Genomic DNA, 14,575 nt, shown 5'->3' with positions numbered 1-14,575 from the left:
CAGGAGACCCATCATGGCCGTTAACCCACAATTTCTTGCGGCAACCGCAAGCGTTGATCAGAGCGCAATCGCACCCTTTCCCAACAGCGAAAAGGTCTATATCCAGGGCTCACGGCCCGATATCCAGGTGCCCTTTCGAAAAATTACCCAAGACGACACGCCCAGCCAGATGGGTGCCGAAAAAAATCCGCCCATCTATGTGTATGACACCAGCGGCCCCTATACCGACCCCAACGCAAAGATTGACATTCGTGCCGGTTTGAATCCACTGCGTGCCAAATGGATTGACGAGCGCAACGACACGGAACTGCTTACCGGCCCCACCAGCCACTTCGGCCAAGAGCGCTTAAATGATCCAAAGTTAGTGGCACTGCGCTTTAATCTGCAGCGCACACCACGCCGCGCCAAAGCCGGCATGAATGTCACGCAGATGCATTACGCCAAAAAAGGAATTGTCACGCCCGAGATGGAATACATCGCGATTCGTGAAAACATGCTGCGCGCGGAATACATTGAAAGCCTGAAACACGCTGGGGGCAACAGTACCCGCATGGCAGAGCTAATGCTTCGCCAACACCCCGGCGAGTCTTTTGGTGCCGCTATTCCCCGCGAAATCACGCCCGAGTTCGTTCGCCAAGAAGTGGCCCGCGGCCGCGCGATTATTCCAGCCAATATCAACCACCCAGAATCCGAGCCCATGATCATTGGCCGCAACTTCCTGGTGAAGATCAACGGCAATATCGGTAACAGCGCCGTGTCTTCTGGCATTGGTGAAGAGGTCGATAAGATGACCTGGGGCATTCGCTGGGGTGCCGACACGATTATGGATTTGTCCACCGGCAAACACATTCACGAAACCCGTGAGTGGATTGTCCGCAATAGCCCCGTGCCCATTGGTACCGTGCCCATCTACCAAGCGCTGGAAAAAGTTGACGGCAAGGCCGAAGAACTCACCTGGGAATTATTCCGCGACACACTGATTGAGCAGGCTGAGCAAGGCGTGGACTACTTCACGATTCACGCCGGCGTGCTGCTGCGTTACGTGCCCATGACCGCCAACCGCATGACCGGCATTGTCAGCCGTGGCGGCAGCATCATGGCCAAGTGGTGCTTGGCCCACCACAAGGAAAACTTTCTGTACACCCACTTCGAAGAGATCTGCGAGATCATGAAGGCTTACGATGTGTCATTTAGCCTGGGTGACGGACTGCGGCCTGGAAGTGGATGGGACGCCAACGATGAGGCCCAATTGGGTGAGCTAAAAACGCTTGGTGAGCTCACACAGATTGCCTGGAAGCACGATGTGCAGACCATGATCGAGGGCCCAGGCCATGTGCCCATGCAGCTCATCAAAGAAAACATGGACAAGCAGTTGGAGTGGTGTGATGAGGCACCCTTTTATACCCTGGGGCCACTTACCACCGATATCGCACCCGGCTATGACCACATCACATCGGCGATTGGCGCTGCACAGATCGGCTGGTATGGCACAGCCATGCTCTGCTATGTCACACCCAAAGAGCACTTGGGACTGCCCAACAAAGACGATGTGAAGGCCGGCATTATTGCCTACAAGATTGCCGCCCATGCTGCGGATCTGGCCAAGGGCCACCCTGGTGCGCAGATTCGTGACAATGCGCTATCCAAGGCGCGATTTGAGTTTCGTTGGAATGATCAATTTAACCTGGGCCTGGACCCTGATACCGCCAAGGCCTATCACGACGAAACACTGCCCAAAGAGAGCATGAAAGTGGCCCACTTCTGCAGCATGTGTGGACCGCATTTCTGCAGCATGAAGATCACGCAAGATGTCCGTGACTATGCTGCCTCTCAGGGCGTGTCGGAAGACCAAGCGATTTCCATGGGGATGAAAGAGAAATCGATTGAGTTCGTGCAAACCGGAGCAAAGGTGTATCACAAACTTTAAACCCACCAAAAGGACTCTATGAACATTGGTATTGCGGGCGGCGGCCTACTGGGCCGACTCTGTGCGTTTCGGTTATCCCAGGCCGGACACCAGGTCACCATCTTTGAAGCGAATGCATCCCCCGCCCCAGCGGTGAACTCAATACGGGCAGCCGCCTGGACGGCGGCTGGCATGCTAAGCCCCATTGCGGAAATGGAGTGTGGCGGGCCTGTGGTGCGCGATCTTGGCAGACGCTCGCTTGCCCTTTGGCAAGAAATTGACCGAGAGATTCGGGCTGTCTTATCGCCGGAAAAAGCCGCAGCGCCCATCTCTGCAACCGAGTCAGTGAAAAGCACGCGCGACTTAGTCGTGATCAACGATCAGGCCATCAACACAGAAGAGTCCAACCAATCCCCGCTTGGCCTGCGCCTGCATGACAGCTTAATGGTCTGCCACGGCAACGACATGGGGTCGGCACAACGCGTGCTGCGGCTATTGAGTCAAGACGACGGCAGTCTGATTAAGTTAAACCCGCATGACATTGCCCCACTCGCACCCGCATTAAAGGGAACGCTACACGCCTGGCGATTGCTCGGCGAGGGCCATCTCTACCCCCATCAGGCCATGCGTAGCTTTTATCAGGCCATGCCAAAGGTAAATTGGAAGTGGGGTGTACATGTTAATCATGTGCGTGCCAACACGGTTGAGACCAGCGATCAGACCTACTCCTTTGACTGGGTGATCGACAGCCGCGGCGTGGGTGCAGCCAGCGAAATCCCGGTGCGCGGTGTGCGCGGCGAATTACTGGTGTTGTTTGCGCCAGGCTTTGAGTTGCATCGGCCAGTACGGCTACTGCACCCCCGTTGGCGGGTTTATATCGTGCCGCGCCCAGGCCGGCAGATTGTGATCGGTGCCACCGAAATTGAAAGTGAAGACCGCTCCAGCATCTCGGTGCAAAGCACGATGGAATTGCTATCCGCCACATTCAGTATTTTTCCAAGCCTGGCCGAGGCCCGCATTCTTTGGTCTGATGTGAATCTGCGCCCCGCTACACCCGATAACCTGCCGTTTATCGAAACAGCAGATGGGCTAAGCCGAATCAATGGACTGTTTCGACATGGATGGCTATTGGGCCCAGCAGTGGCAGAAAAGGCTTTGCGTGATGCAAGTCTTTGTTAATAGCTCGGCCCACGACTGCCCAGATGGCTGCACACTGGCCGACTTGCTGGAGCAATTACAGCTTGCACCAGCAAGCTGCGCCACTGCAGTCAATGGACAGTTTGTGGCACGTCAGGCACGGCAAGACCGCATATTAGAGGCCAACGATCAAATCATGACTTTTGCGCCCATCACGGGCGGTTGATATGGACATCAAACCCGATCCAATTTTTTTTGGCGACACCGAACTCTCGAGTCGATTTTTGCTGGGCACGGCAGGCTACCCATCGCCCCAGGTTTTAGAAACCGCGATTGCTGTCTCTGAAGCGGAAATAGTTACCATGGGCATTAAGCGGCAGGCCGCCAATGTGGCGCTTGGCAGTAGTAACACCTGGTGGGATCTGATTCGCAAAACCGGAAAGAGAATTCTTCCCAACACCGCCGGCTGCCGCACAGCAAGCGAGGCCGTGGCCCTTGCTCAGATGGCCCGCGAGATTTTCGAGACCAACTGGATCAAGCTTGAAGTGGTGGGTGACGATTACACATTGCAGCCCGACACCTTTGAGTTGGTCACGGCAGCAAAGCAATTGGTGGACCTTGGCTTTGAGGTCTTTCCGTATTGCACGGAAGACATCATCGTTGCCCAGCGGTTGGTCGATGCGGGCTGCCGAATTCTGATGCCATGGGCCGCACCGATTGGTTCGGGCCAGGGTATTGTGCACCGAGAGGCACTCATTCGCATGCGGGATCGTTTTCCAAAGACCACCCTGGTGGTGGATGCCGGCATTGGCGCACCATCACATGCAGCGCTTGCCATGGAAATTGGCTTTGATGCAGTGTTGTTGAATTCCGCAGTGGCGCAGGCCCAAGACCCGGTGATGATGGCCGGTGCCTTTCGTGATGCGATTCGCGCGGGCCGCGCCGCCTTTAAGGCTGGTGTGATTCCCCCGCAGGCGTTTGCCACCCCATCCACGCCGGTAACGGGCCAGCCTTTTACTTTGTAAATGACTCTGTAGCGCCCGCCCTTACCTTTTTCAACCATGCAAGATCTCAAAACTGTGGAGTTTCACCATACCCCCAAGGGCTGGACACTTCGACTAAAAACGAAGCTGTTAAGTGCGGAGATCATTCCCGCGCAGCCGACTGATCTTGCATCGGTCTCGGTCCAAGACCAGTTGCGTCAATCGATCGCCAACTGGCAGACCAAGGGCTATGTGACTGAAGACGCCGCAATTCTGGCCGTGTTTGAGCAGAGCTGCACCCAGGCAGGCGTTTCAGACTTTATACAAGATGGGTTAACTCGCACGGCCTACTTTCCAAAACTGGTAGATGACTGCCGGAACAAGGATTATGGGTTGATGCAACTTCGGTTTCCGACCATGCATAACCCCAGGCCCGGCATCTACTCAATTGTCGATAATTTGGATCATCTTGCTGCCCTGCTTGATGCCGGTGCCAAGATTATTCAGTTGCGCATTAAATCGGATGTGTTGACCAATGAAATACGTCACGCGATTGATCGGTCAGTGCAACTCGCGCAGCATTACCCTGACAGCCAACTCTTTATTAACGACTATTGGCAGGCCGCCATTGACGAGGGTGCTTATGGGGTCCATCTGGGCCAGGAAGACCTGCTCACCGCCGATCTCAAGGCGATCGCACAATCAGGGCTGCGGCTTGGCGTGTCGTCTCATGCATTCTGGGAGGTGGCCCGTGCCATGACCATATCACCCAGTTACATCGCCTGTGGCCCGGTATTTCCGACACGTGCCAAGGCCATGCCATGGATTGCACAGGGATTAGACAACCTGCGTTATTGGTCGGCCCTTATTCCGGTGCCGGTGGTGGGCATTGGTGGCGTGAATCAAGACAACCTGCAGGCCATTCACGACACGGGCTGTGCGAGTGCATCGATTATTCAAGCAATTGTCACTGCGCCCAACCCCGCACAGGCGTATCAGTCGCTGCAGGCGCAATGGACTGGCTTTGCAGCGCCACCGTTACAAAAGATTCAGCTCGCCCGACCCACGCTTCCAGCAACTGCTCGCTGACAGGTGTCAGACACCAAGTTTGCATTCCTGATAGGTGTCAGACACCGTGACAGACACCAAGTTTGCTCGAACCGGTTAGCGGCCTGAGCCGGCGCCTGTGGGCACCATCGTTCCGTTGCTAATCGCACTTCCAGCTGCGCTAGTGGCCAGCCCAAAGGCAGCGCCTTTGGCCACACCCTGGGCGATTTCAATGGGTGACTGGCCCTGCCCACCGCAGTGAATCTCCATGCGCGAGGCATCCACGCGATCCACAGTGTCTAGGCCTACGTTTGCCGCAAAGACCGCAGGCAACAAAAGGCCGCCCGACATGATCACTGCTACAGGCGAGACCACTGTGCGAACCAACTTAATGTCATCGTGGACTTCAATATCCCGTGTGGCCTGCTGGCATTGGGAGGAATGGAAATAAGGGTTGTTGCGATCGAGCGTTGCATAAGTCTTGCCCGAATGACTCGCGCAACCAGATGTCAGAGTCACCAAAAGCACGAGCGCCGCCACCGAAACCGGACGACAACACCGACGATCAGCTGTTGATGCAGGCTGCTTTTGGCCCAAATCTAACCCCTATTCCTCTCCTGTAGCCCGGAGTTTAGATCTAAACCGGCTGAACAATCAATTACTAATCAATAAGTTATGAAATATTTCTAACTTAAGATTTAGAAAGGTTTCGGAACCCTATGGGGGATGACCCTAGTCCAAGGCCAGTAGACCTTACACTTCCTTTCATGAACGAATTGCCCTGGATGCCTTCTTGGCCATCGCAGTTCAGTCTGCTCACTGCCGTGGCCCTCATGCTGATCTCTGGCGGGTTACTGGCAAGGCTGCTCGCCAAGACCCTGAAGATCCCCGAGACCAGTGGATTTCTGCTCTGCGGCCTGTTGCTGGGCCCCAGTGTCTTATCGCTGGTGTCAGCGGACAGCCTGCCAGGACTCACGACGCTCGCCGACTACGCCCTGGGCTTGGTGCTCTTCGAGCTTGGCCGCCGGGTTGATCCCGTTTGGCTGGCCCGAGAACGCTGGGCCCTGATCACTGGCCTGGCCCAGGGACTCATCGTATTTATTGGACTGTTGGTCACGCTCAGTCTGCTGGGTGTGAGCCCACTGCTTTCCATGATGGTCGCCGCATTAGGTTGTGCCAGCTCACCCGCCATTACCCTGCGCATCAGCCAAGAACTCGGCGCCGAAGGCCAGGTCACTGAGCGTCTGTTACACGCCGTCGTAGTTCAATCAATTCTGGGTTTTGTGCTGTTTGCGATCGCCCTGCAATCACTGCACTGGTCACAGTCGGTCAGCTGGCTCACTACACTCGCCCACCCACTCTATTTGCTGTTGGGCTCAGCCGCGCTCGGCGTAATCGCGAGTCTACTGGTGGGCTACCTATCACGGCTACTGGGCCAACAGACACAACTGCAGCAGCTCTTAATCCTGAGTGCCGTCGGTCTGCTGGTCGAGGCCAACGATCTACTAAAACTTGCACCGATGGTGTCCTTGCTGATCTTTGGTTTGGCAAGCCGTGGCTATGGCCGACACCCTGCTCTGCCGAATCCAGAATCACCGTTTGGGCACTATGTGGTCTTCGCCTTTTTATTCGTCTATCTGGGCACCACGCTCAGAATCGACTTTCAGATGACGGCGATTGCGATTGGTGCTGTGGTGCTCATCGTTCGCTGGCTATTACTCATCGTTCCACCTGTGCTATTGGCCAAGCAAAACGGCCTAACCGTCCGGCGGGGAGCGCTCTGGGGAAGCGCCCTATTTCCCATGTCCACCGTGACGGTAATTCTGGTGAACCACACCATCACGCTCTATCCCGGATTCGGCAACGAGGCCGCAAATCTCTTGGGCTCCGTTTTATTGCTGACCTATATCGTTGGCCCACTCATCACATGGTGGAGCCTGAAACTCTCTGGCGAGGCAAGGCCCAATGCTTGAATTTAAAACCTCGGCCCCGCTCACCATGGGTGTAGAGCTCGAACTCCAACTGGTGAATCGGCGGGATTACAACCTGACACGCGCGGCCACCGATCTGCTGACACGGCTAAAGCCGCTTAAGCACGGCTTTGACATCAAGCCCGAGATTACCGAGTCCATGATTGAGATTGCGACGGGTATTCATGAGCGGGTTGGCCCTATGCGCAGCGAGCTCGACGCCATTCGCACCCTGCTGCTCAGCCATGCAGAGAAAATGAATATCGCGATTGTTGGCGGTGGTGCCCACCCGTTTCAGCACTGGGATGATCAACGTATTTTCTCCGCCGATCGCTACCAACTCGTATCTGAGCTCTATGGCTATCTGGCTAAACAGTTCACCGTCTATGGGCAGCATATCCATATTGGATGCCCTAGCGGTGACGATGCGATCCGGCTTGCTAACTTTATCGGGGCCTATTTACCCGACTTTATCGCGCTGAGTGCCTCATCGCCTTTTTATCAGGGGGTGGATACTTCCTTTCAGTCATCGCGACTCACGAGCGTGAATGCTTTTCCGCTAAGTGGCCGTATGCCCGGCTTTCGCAACTGGTCTGAATTCTCAGACTACTTTGCACACATGAAAAGCCTAAAAATCGTAGAGTCGATGAAAGACTTCTATTGGGATCTACGGCCAAAGCCCGAGTACGGGACGATTGAAATCCGGGTCTGTGACTCACCAATTCATATCGGGACTGCGGTGGACTTGGCCGCTTATGCTCAGGCATTAGCAGCCTATTGTTTCGATCACCCGGAAATCGGCCAGACGCCCCACCCCGATGCCGAGCGTGTGCATAGCTACAACCGCTTTCAGGCCTGCCGATTTGGATTAGGCGGCCAGATCGTTGACGTGGAGGGCCGAGAGATGCTGTCGCTTCATGAGCGCATCTCCAAGACTATTGAAAGTCTGTCAGGCTACTTTGAAACGCTTGAGAGCACCGAGTCAATGGTCCGGCTTCAAGAACGTGTGCGCAAGAAGACAGAGGACGCCAACTGGCTTCGAGATCAATACGCCGCCTCGGGTAGTCTGCCGGAGGTAGTTCGGCAGAGCGGGCTGGTTTGGGCGGAAACCCAATAAGCACCTCAATCCCACTTCTTGTTCTGTTGCCCGTTCGCGGCCCGTGATTAGGCGACCGGATTAATCCGCAAGTCGAATTTTCAGACAGTCTGATTAGCCACACACTGAGAGGTCTTGACTATTTGTATCTCAAAGGATACAGTTGTGACCATTGAAATTCTTCAGTCGAAGACTTACGAGAACTGGTTTGCATCGCTTCGTGATTCGCAGATCCGCGCGAGGATCAACATCCGGATTCGGCGCTTATCGCTTGGCAACCCAGGTGATGTTCGCCCAGTCGGCTCCGGAGTATCAGAACTACGGATCGATTACGGGCCAGGCTACCGGGTTTATTTCGTCAACAAAAATAAGACAACTGTGATTCTGTTGGGCGGTGGCGATAAAAGCACACAGCAACAAGATATTGATAAAGCTATTCAGCTAGCCAAACACCTATGAAGAAAGCAAAACTCACGAAATGGGATCCGACAGAATCCCTTCAAACGCAAGAAGACGTGCTTGCTTATCTAGGGGCGGCTTTCGATGACGGCGATCCGGCTCTTATCGCCGCCGCTATTGGTGACGTCGCGCGTGTATCAGGTATGTCCAGAGTGGCGAATGAAGCATCTCTCGGTCGTGAAAGCCTCTATAAAGCACTCTCCAAAACCGGCAATCCTGAGTTCGCAACAGTAATTAAAGTGCTTGCAGCATTGGGGCTGAAGTTGCAGGCATTGCCGAAAAGCGAAGCAGCATTCAAGCCACTAATCAATCAACTTTAATGTAACGCTTCGATCTGCCAGGGTCATCTTGACGTTGACAACTCTATAACTTTTTTGGTCTTGGAGGCGGGACCCGGAATCGAACCGAGGTACACGGCTTTGCAGGCCGCTGCATAACCACTCTGCCATCCCGCCGCGTGGGGAATAAAAAAGGGGCCTAGCCCCTTTTTCTGAAAATTTGGAGCGGGAGAAGAGTCTCGAACTCTCGACCTCAACCTTGGCAAGGTTGCGCTCTACCAACTGAGCTACTCCCGCATATTTCGCTTCGCTTTTTACCAACTTTTTACCGACCGCTGCTTCGCGAAGACCGTAATTCTAGCCCGATTAAGATCGCTTTTGCAACTCGGGCCAGGCCGCCCGTAGGTAGACCACCATGGAAATAACCGTCAATACGGCGGCAATCCAGACCAGCAACTGGCCCCACCAGGCGGTGTCCAAAACCCCGAATAGCGAGCCGTGATAGAGCAGAAAAGGAATCGCCACCATCTGGGCAATGGTCTTGGCCTTGCCCATCCAATTCACCGCCACACTCGCCCGGGCGCCAACTGATGCCATCCATTCCCGAAGGGCCGAAATGGTGATCTCCCGGCCAATAATAATCAGGCCAATAATGGGGTCTAGCCGGCCCAGTTCGATCAAGGCCACCAGAGCGGTGCAGACCATCAGCTTGTCCGCTACCGGGTCTAAAAAGGCGCCAAAGGGCGAGGTCTGGTTCCATTTTCTGGCCAGCCAGCCATCGATCCAATCGGTAATGGCGGCCACAACAAAAAGCACGGTGGTGGCTAGGTTTCGCTCCGCTTCCGTCAGCCCCATGGGCAGATAAAAGATGGCGACCAAAAGCGGTATCGCCACAATGCGGGCCCACGTCAGGATGTTGGGAAGGTTCCAGACCATGCGATCGATTATCGCCGAAGCCGCCGATAAATCTCTTGGGCCGTGGCCCGAGAAATGCCCTCTACGGTTGCCAACTCTTCAACACTGGCGGCCTTTAATCCCGACAGACCACCAAACCGAGCCAGAAGTTTTTGACGGCGCTTAGGACCAATGCCCTCGATCTCATCTAATACAGAGCCGATCTGCGCTTTTGCGCGACGGGCCCGCATGCCCGTGATGGCAAACCGGTGGGCCTCATCCCGTATTTTGGCCACCAACATCAGTGCGGGGTGATCGGGGCCCAGGGCGATCTCTCGGCCGTCTGGGAACACCAGAGTCTCAAGTCCGACCTTTCTGCCTTCGCCTTTGGCTACACCAACCAGCACGCCAGTATCCAAGCCCAGGCTATCGAAGACCTGAATCGCCACGCCGAGCTGGCCCTTGCCACCATCCACCAGAACCAGATCCGGAAGCGTCTCCATGCCCTCGTATCGGCGCGTTAAGGCCTGACGCATAGCCGCGTAATCATCGCCCGGCGTAATGTCGCTGATGTTGAATCGACGATACTCCGCAGGCTGCATGTCGTGATGCTGATAGACCACGCACGAGGCCTGGGTCGACTCCCCTGCGGTATGACTGATATCAAAACATTCAATGCGCAAGTCAAAGGGATCTTCCGCCTGAGATGTAACACCAAGCGTGTCACTCAAAATCTGTGTGCGCGACTGCTGTGAGCCCATCTCCTGTGCGCGGCGCGCCAGTGCCAAGCGCGCGTTGGACTCCACCTGCTCTAACCACTCACGACGTTTGCCCTGGGGCTGATGCAAGACACGGATCTCTCTGCCCGATTGGACGGACAGCCACTCCGCCAACACCGACGCCAAGCCCGGCCGATTGATCACGAGAACACCGGGTGCATCCTGGCCAGCGTAGTGCTGCGACACAAACGCCGATAAGGCCTCGTCTTGAAGATCATCCAGATCGGCTTCCGAAATATCGACCGATACCGATGAGAAATGGGCACGGTCACCAAGATGCCGCCCCCCACGGACCATAGCCAGGTTGACGGCAATGGTATTGCCATCCGTTGCAACCGCCAACAAATCGCAGTCCAGCTCAGGGTGGGTCTCCATATTGTGCTGGGCCAAGACTTTCGAAAGCGATGCAATCTGATCACGAAAGACTGCGGCCTGCTCATAGCGTAGATCACTCGCCGCATCATTCATCTGCCGCTCAAGATCATTTAAAACCGATGCCGAATCCCCTTTTAGGAAACGAACCGCATTGGCAATATCTTGGGCATAGGCTTCCTTTGAAATCCGATTCACGCAAGGCGCGCTGCAACGGTGGATCTGGTGCAGCAGGCACGGACGAGATCGATTGGAAAACACAGCATCCGTGCAGCTACGCAATTGAAAGACTTTCTGCAGAAGCTGCAGGCTTTCTTTCACTGCCCAGGAATTTGGAAAAGGACCAAAAAACTGCGAATCTTTATCCAAGGCGCCCCGGTAATACGAGATTCTCGGGAAGCTATGTTTGCTTAACTTTAAAAACGGATAGGACTTGTCGTCACGAAACAAGATATTAAATTTCGGCGCAAGCGTCTTAATCAGATTGTTTTCTAATAAAAGCGCCTCGGCCTCGCTTCGCACCACCGTGATCTCGATGCTCTCAATCAGACTCACCATCTTGGCGATCCGCGGTGACAATCCGGTCGGCCGAAAATACGATGTCACCCGTTTCTTTAAATCCTTGGCCTTGCCCACATACAGAACTTTCGCCTGGGGTCCCACCATGCGATAGACCCCGGGCAGATTCGGCAGGGTCTTGAGAATGGGCTTGGGGTCAAAGGCTGACATACTGCCTTGCCTTATCGAACACTGCGGCGAACATCTCAGGCGTCAGCCGGCCGGTATTCGTGTTGTAACGACTGGGGTGGTAACTGTCGATCAGTCGGTATGGGCCGCATTGATGAATCGCCCCGTGACCAAATTTAAACTGACTGCGTTTTATCGATGGGTCATCTTTGGCCAAACACTGCAACACAGCGTCGTGGGCTACTGCACCCAGGCAGACAATCACCTTGGGTGAGAGCTCGGCAATTTCTGCCGCCAAAAACTTCGCACAAGTCTTGGTCTCTGCTGGCGTGGGTTTGTTGGCGGGAGGCAGACACTTCACAGCATTGGTCAGCCGACAGTTAATTAGCTCTTGATCATCATCCCGCGCAATCGACTGCGGTTTTCTCGCAAAGCCATAGGCGTGCAGCGTGCCATAGAGCAGATCACTACACCAGTCCCCGGTAAAGGGCCGACCGGTTGCGTTTGCGCCGTGCATGCCGGGTGCAAGGCCCACCACCAACAGATCGGCCTGCTCACTACCAAACGGTGGCACGGGCTTACAGAAATAAGTTGGGTGCTGATTCCGGACCTGATCAAGAAATGCTGCCAGCCGCGGGCAGTCACGGCAATCGGCACTATAGACCGCTGGGCTAAATGGCATGGCGATCTCTGGGCAACGTCATACGGCTTGGCGCGATGGGTCTGGTCAAACGATAAGCTGCGGAGAATCCGCTACGACAGTGGCCGCAGTAATTCCAGACCACGACGATTGGGGTCCGTTAGAAACTCGGGCATACGCTTGGGCAGTTCATCCAGCGCACGCTCCACCAGATCAGGGCGGTTGCAGATCAGTGTGGCATCGCAGCCCGCTTTAAACGCGGTCTCGGCGCGATCAGCGACATCATCCAACACTGCGGCACCAGCCATAGAAAGGTCATCAGAGATGATCACCCCTTCAAAGCCAAGCCGCTGGCGCAAAATATGCTCTAACCAGACCTTTGAAAAACCGGCGGGCATGTTGTCGACCTGCGTGTATTGAATATGGGCGGGCATGACCGAACTCAGCGCTGGTGAACCAATGCGGGCGTATGGCAGCGCGTCTTGCTGCAAGATCTCATCCAGGCTTCGCTCATCCACGGGTAGCGCCAAGTGCGAATCGGCTTGGGGCCAGCCATGGCCAGGAAAATGCTTACCACAGTTTTTCATGCCAGCAAGCGCCAGGCCATGCATAACAGCCGCTGATAACTGCGCGACCACCCGTGGGTCATGATGAAGGGCGCGCTCGCCAATGATTTCACTTCTTCCCCAATCCAAATCCAATACCGGTGTAAAACTAAAATCCACACCAACATCACGTAATTCAGATGCCAGGATAAAACCCAGCTGTCTCGCTCGGGCTAGTGCTGCAAGTTGTGCATCGGTATTGTCTGGGTCCCACATCGCCCCCAGGGTGGACATGGCGGGAATTTCTGTGAAGCCTTCGCGGAATCGCTGGACACGGCCGCCCTCATGATCGACACAAATCAACAGCGGCGCTCCACCCCCTGGCCTGCGGATGGCATGAATCTCGCGGCTCATATCTTGGATCTGCTCTTTGGATTGAAAGTTACGCGTAAAATAAATCACGCCACCAATCCATGGGTGGGCCAAGACCTCGCGCTCACGATCAGTGAGTGCAAAACCTTGAACACAAACAATCAGCGGGCCCAAACGGTCATTACCAAAAGTCATTTGTTGTCCTGTTCCACAATCGCTAAGGCCTGTGCATGATCAATCTCATCCGAGATCGAGACATGCACGTGATAGCCCCGGGCCTCACAATAGTCGGCCAGGGCTTTGCGCGGCACGGCCCGCGGTGCGCCCTTGGCATCATTCAGAATTTCTACGGCATGAAGTGACATGGGATGAAAAAGCCCCACCCCAAGCGCCTTGCCAATCGCCTCTTTGGCGGCAAATCGTTTGGCAAGATAGCGCACCGCACGATCTTGACCACTCACGCCACGGGACTGCCGGCGCACATACTCTTGATATTCCATGGGGCCCAACACCCGCTCGGCAAACCGGTCACCCCAGCGATCGAAAATCTTTCGAACGCGATCAATGACCACGGTGTCCGTGCCAATCCCAACAATCAAGACTGGGCTCCCATGACTTCGGCTTCACGCATCAGCCGCTTCATTTCACGAACGGCTTCGCGCATCCCCACCAACACCGCGCGAGACACAATCGCATGGCCAATGTGCAACTCTCTTACACCCGGCAATGCCGCGATTGGCTGCACATTGAAATAGTTCAGGGCGTGGCCCGCGTTAAACCGCATGCCCAGGGATTGAATCTTCTGGCCAGCCTTGGCGATCTTGTCAATTTCTTTGGCCACCGCAGGTGACTCTGGATCACGGCCCTGTGAGTGAAAAATTGCCGCATAAGGTCCGGTATGCACTTCGCAGACTTGAACCCCTAGATCTGCAGCCGCCTTGATTTGTTTTAGATCCGCATCGACAAAGGCGCTTACCGTGATGCCGGCATCGCGAAGTGTTTTGATCTTGGACTGCAGGCTCTTACGATTGGCAATCACATCCAGGCCACCTTCGGTGGTGATTTCCTGGCGACCCTCGGGCACCAGCATGGCCATCTCGGGCTGGACATCACAGGCAAAGTCCACCATTTCGGCGGTGGCGGCCATTTCAAAATTCAACTTGATCTGGGTGTGCGTGCGCAGACGCCGCACATCATCGTCTTGAATATGCCGGCGGTCTTCACGAAGGTGCACCGTGATGCCGTCAGCCCCACCCAAGTGGGCCTCAACGGCTGCCCAGATTGGGTCTGGATCAATGCCGCGGCGGGCCTGCCGAAGCGTGGCTACGTGGTCAATGTTGACACCTAACTCGATCATTTTTTTCTCTCTATATGGCGGGTCGCCCGGTTCGCGTGCCTGCCTGCCGTATC

Annotated in this window: 16 protein-coding genes and 2 tRNA genes; 9 read left to right on the top strand and 9 right to left on the bottom strand. The window is 55.2% G+C overall.

Annotation, left to right across the window (positions count from 1 at the left end):
- The first annotated feature begins 13 nt into the window (after positions 1-13).
- The 5 genes from thiC to AOB54_04605 are packed head-to-tail and all read left to right on the top strand — an operon-like array spanning position 14 to position 5,115.
- Positions 14-1,927, top strand: coding sequence for a phosphomethylpyrimidine synthase ThiC (thiC, locus tag AOB54_04625; GenBank protein WVN42660.1), 1,914 nt, complete (start codon positions 14-16; stop codon positions 1,925-1,927).
- Positions 1,928-1,945: 18 nt separating this feature from the next.
- Complete coding sequence (locus AOB54_04620) at positions 1,946-3,085, top strand: FAD-dependent oxidoreductase (protein ID WVN42659.1); 1,140 nt, start codon at positions 1,946-1,948, stop codon at positions 3,083-3,085.
- Positions 3,069-3,269: a sulfur carrier protein ThiS gene (gene thiS, locus AOB54_04615; GenBank protein ID WVN42658.1), complete on the top strand. Its 201-nt coding sequence runs from the start codon at positions 3,069-3,071 to the stop codon at positions 3,267-3,269. Before AOB54_04620 ends, thiS begins: the two co-directional genes overlap by 17 nt.
- A gap of 1 nt (position 3,270) precedes the next feature.
- Complete coding sequence (locus AOB54_04610; GenBank protein WVN42657.1) at positions 3,271-4,068, top strand: thiazole synthase; 798 nt, start codon at positions 3,271-3,273, stop codon at positions 4,066-4,068.
- 36 nt (positions 4,069-4,104) lie between these two features.
- Positions 4,105-5,115: a thiamine phosphate synthase gene (locus tag AOB54_04605; protein WVN42656.1), complete on the top strand. Its 1,011-nt coding sequence runs from the start codon at positions 4,105-4,107 to the stop codon at positions 5,113-5,115.
- Positions 5,116-5,190: 75 nt separating this feature from the next.
- On the opposite strand, the gene AOB54_04600 is transcribed toward AOB54_04605, so the two are convergent.
- Positions 5,191-5,592 carry a hypothetical protein gene (locus AOB54_04600; protein WVN42655.1) on the bottom strand — a complete coding sequence of 134 codons (402 nt, stop codon included), beginning with the start codon at positions 5,590-5,592 and terminating at the stop codon, positions 5,191-5,193.
- A gap of 248 nt (positions 5,593-5,840) precedes the next feature.
- On the opposite strand from AOB54_04600, the gene AOB54_04595 reads away from it, so the two are divergent.
- From AOB54_04595 to AOB54_04580, 4 genes are all read left to right on the top strand, one after another.
- Positions 5,841-7,046, top strand: a complete 1,206-nt coding sequence (locus AOB54_04595; protein ID WVN42654.1) for a cation:proton antiporter — start codon at positions 5,841-5,843, stop codon at positions 7,044-7,046.
- Positions 7,039-8,160, top strand: coding sequence for a YbdK family carboxylate-amine ligase (locus AOB54_04590; protein WVN42653.1), 1,122 nt, complete (start codon positions 7,039-7,041; stop codon positions 8,158-8,160). Before AOB54_04595 ends, AOB54_04590 begins: the two co-directional genes overlap by 8 nt.
- A 144-nt stretch (positions 8,161-8,304) precedes the next feature.
- Positions 8,305-8,598 (top strand): type II toxin-antitoxin system RelE/ParE family toxin, encoded by a 294-nt coding sequence (locus AOB54_04585; GenBank protein WVN42652.1) that lies wholly within the window; start codon positions 8,305-8,307, stop codon positions 8,596-8,598.
- Positions 8,595-8,918 (top strand): addiction module antidote protein, encoded by a 324-nt coding sequence (locus AOB54_04580; protein WVN42651.1) that lies wholly within the window; start codon positions 8,595-8,597, stop codon positions 8,916-8,918. Before AOB54_04585 ends, AOB54_04580 begins: the two co-directional genes overlap by 4 nt.
- A 61-nt stretch (positions 8,919-8,979) precedes the next feature.
- On the opposite strand, the gene AOB54_04575 is transcribed toward AOB54_04580, so the two are convergent.
- The 8 genes from AOB54_04575 to AOB54_04540 all read right to left on the bottom strand — a co-directional run bounded on the left by AOB54_04575 (position 8,980) and on the right by AOB54_04540 (position 14,522).
- Positions 8,980-9,053, bottom strand: a tRNA-Cys gene (locus AOB54_04575).
- A 44-nt stretch (positions 9,054-9,097) separates the two neighbouring features.
- Positions 9,098-9,173 (bottom strand) — tRNA-Gly (locus tag AOB54_04570).
- A gap of 69 nt (positions 9,174-9,242) precedes the next feature.
- The gene (pgsA, locus tag AOB54_04565) at positions 9,243-9,812 is read right to left on the bottom strand and encodes a CDP-diacylglycerol--glycerol-3-phosphate 3-phosphatidyltransferase (GenBank protein WVN42650.1); all 570 of its coding nucleotides are present in this window, start codon (positions 9,810-9,812) and stop codon (positions 9,243-9,245) included.
- 8 nt (positions 9,813-9,820) lie between these two features.
- Positions 9,821-11,650 (bottom strand): excinuclease ABC subunit UvrC, encoded by a 1,830-nt coding sequence (uvrC, locus tag AOB54_04560; GenBank protein ID WVN42649.1) that lies wholly within the window; start codon positions 11,648-11,650, stop codon positions 9,821-9,823.
- Positions 11,637-12,290, bottom strand: coding sequence for a uracil-DNA glycosylase (locus AOB54_04555; GenBank protein ID WVN42648.1), 654 nt, complete (start codon positions 12,288-12,290; stop codon positions 11,637-11,639). Before AOB54_04555 ends, uvrC begins: the two co-directional genes overlap by 14 nt.
- Before the next feature lie 71 nt (positions 12,291-12,361).
- Positions 12,362-13,360, bottom strand: coding sequence for a beta-N-acetylhexosaminidase (gene nagZ, locus AOB54_04550; protein ID WVN42647.1), 999 nt, complete (start codon positions 13,358-13,360; stop codon positions 12,362-12,364).
- Positions 13,357-13,764 (bottom strand): holo-ACP synthase, encoded by a 408-nt coding sequence (gene acpS, locus AOB54_04545; protein WVN42646.1) that lies wholly within the window; start codon positions 13,762-13,764, stop codon positions 13,357-13,359. The genes nagZ and acpS overlap by 4 nt, the downstream gene beginning before the upstream one ends.
- Positions 13,761-14,522: a pyridoxine 5'-phosphate synthase gene (locus tag AOB54_04540; GenBank protein WVN42645.1), complete on the bottom strand. Its 762-nt coding sequence runs from the start codon at positions 14,520-14,522 to the stop codon at positions 13,761-13,763. Before AOB54_04540 ends, acpS begins: the two co-directional genes overlap by 4 nt.
- Positions 14,523-14,575: the final 53 nt, after the last annotated feature.

Source organism: beta proteobacterium MWH-UniP1 (genome assembly GCA_036362785.1).
GTDB lineage: Bacteria > Pseudomonadota > Gammaproteobacteria > Burkholderiales > Burkholderiaceae_A > Lacustribacter.
The sequence above is the reverse complement of the archived record's forward strand: the minus strand, read 5'-3'. Positions and strand labels throughout refer to the sequence as shown.

What these genes read in the sequence shown, in the direction of transcription:
- thiC (WVN42660.1), top strand. Translation starts at nt 14, where the DNA reads ATGGCCGTTAACCCACAATTTCTTGCGGCAACCGCAAGCGTTGATCAG.
- AOB54_04620 (WVN42659.1), top strand. Translation starts at nt 1,946, where the DNA reads ATGAACATTGGTATTGCGGGCGGCGGCCTACTGGGCCGACTCTGTGCG.
- thiS (WVN42658.1), top strand. Translation starts at nt 3,069, where the DNA reads ATGCAAGTCTTTGTTAATAGCTCGGCCCACGACTGCCCAGATGGCTGC.
- AOB54_04610 (WVN42657.1), top strand. Translation starts at nt 3,271, where the DNA reads ATGGACATCAAACCCGATCCAATTTTTTTTGGCGACACCGAACTCTCG.
- AOB54_04605 (WVN42656.1), top strand. Translation starts at nt 4,105, where the DNA reads ATGCAAGATCTCAAAACTGTGGAGTTTCACCATACCCCCAAGGGCTGG.
- AOB54_04595 (WVN42654.1), top strand. Translation starts at nt 5,841, where the DNA reads ATGAACGAATTGCCCTGGATGCCTTCTTGGCCATCGCAGTTCAGTCTG.
- AOB54_04590 (WVN42653.1), top strand. Translation starts at nt 7,039, where the DNA reads ATGCTTGAATTTAAAACCTCGGCCCCGCTCACCATGGGTGTAGAGCTC.
- AOB54_04580 (WVN42651.1), top strand. Translation starts at nt 8,595, where the DNA reads ATGAAGAAAGCAAAACTCACGAAATGGGATCCGACAGAATCCCTTCAA.
- pgsA (WVN42650.1), bottom strand. Translation starts at nt 9,812, where the DNA reads ATGGTCTGGAACCTTCCCAACATCCTGACGTGGGCCCGCATTGTGGCG.
- uvrC (WVN42649.1), bottom strand. Translation starts at nt 11,650, where the DNA reads ATGTCAGCCTTTGACCCCAAGCCCATTCTCAAGACCCTGCCGAATCTG.
- AOB54_04555 (WVN42648.1), bottom strand. Translation starts at nt 12,290, where the DNA reads ATGCCATTTAGCCCAGCGGTCTATAGTGCCGATTGCCGTGACTGCCCG.
- nagZ (WVN42647.1), bottom strand. Translation starts at nt 13,360, where the DNA reads ATGACTTTTGGTAATGACCGTTTGGGCCCGCTGATTGTTTGTGTTCAA.
- AOB54_04540 (WVN42645.1), bottom strand. Translation starts at nt 14,522, where the DNA reads ATGATCGAGTTAGGTGTCAACATTGACCACGTAGCCACGCTTCGGCAG.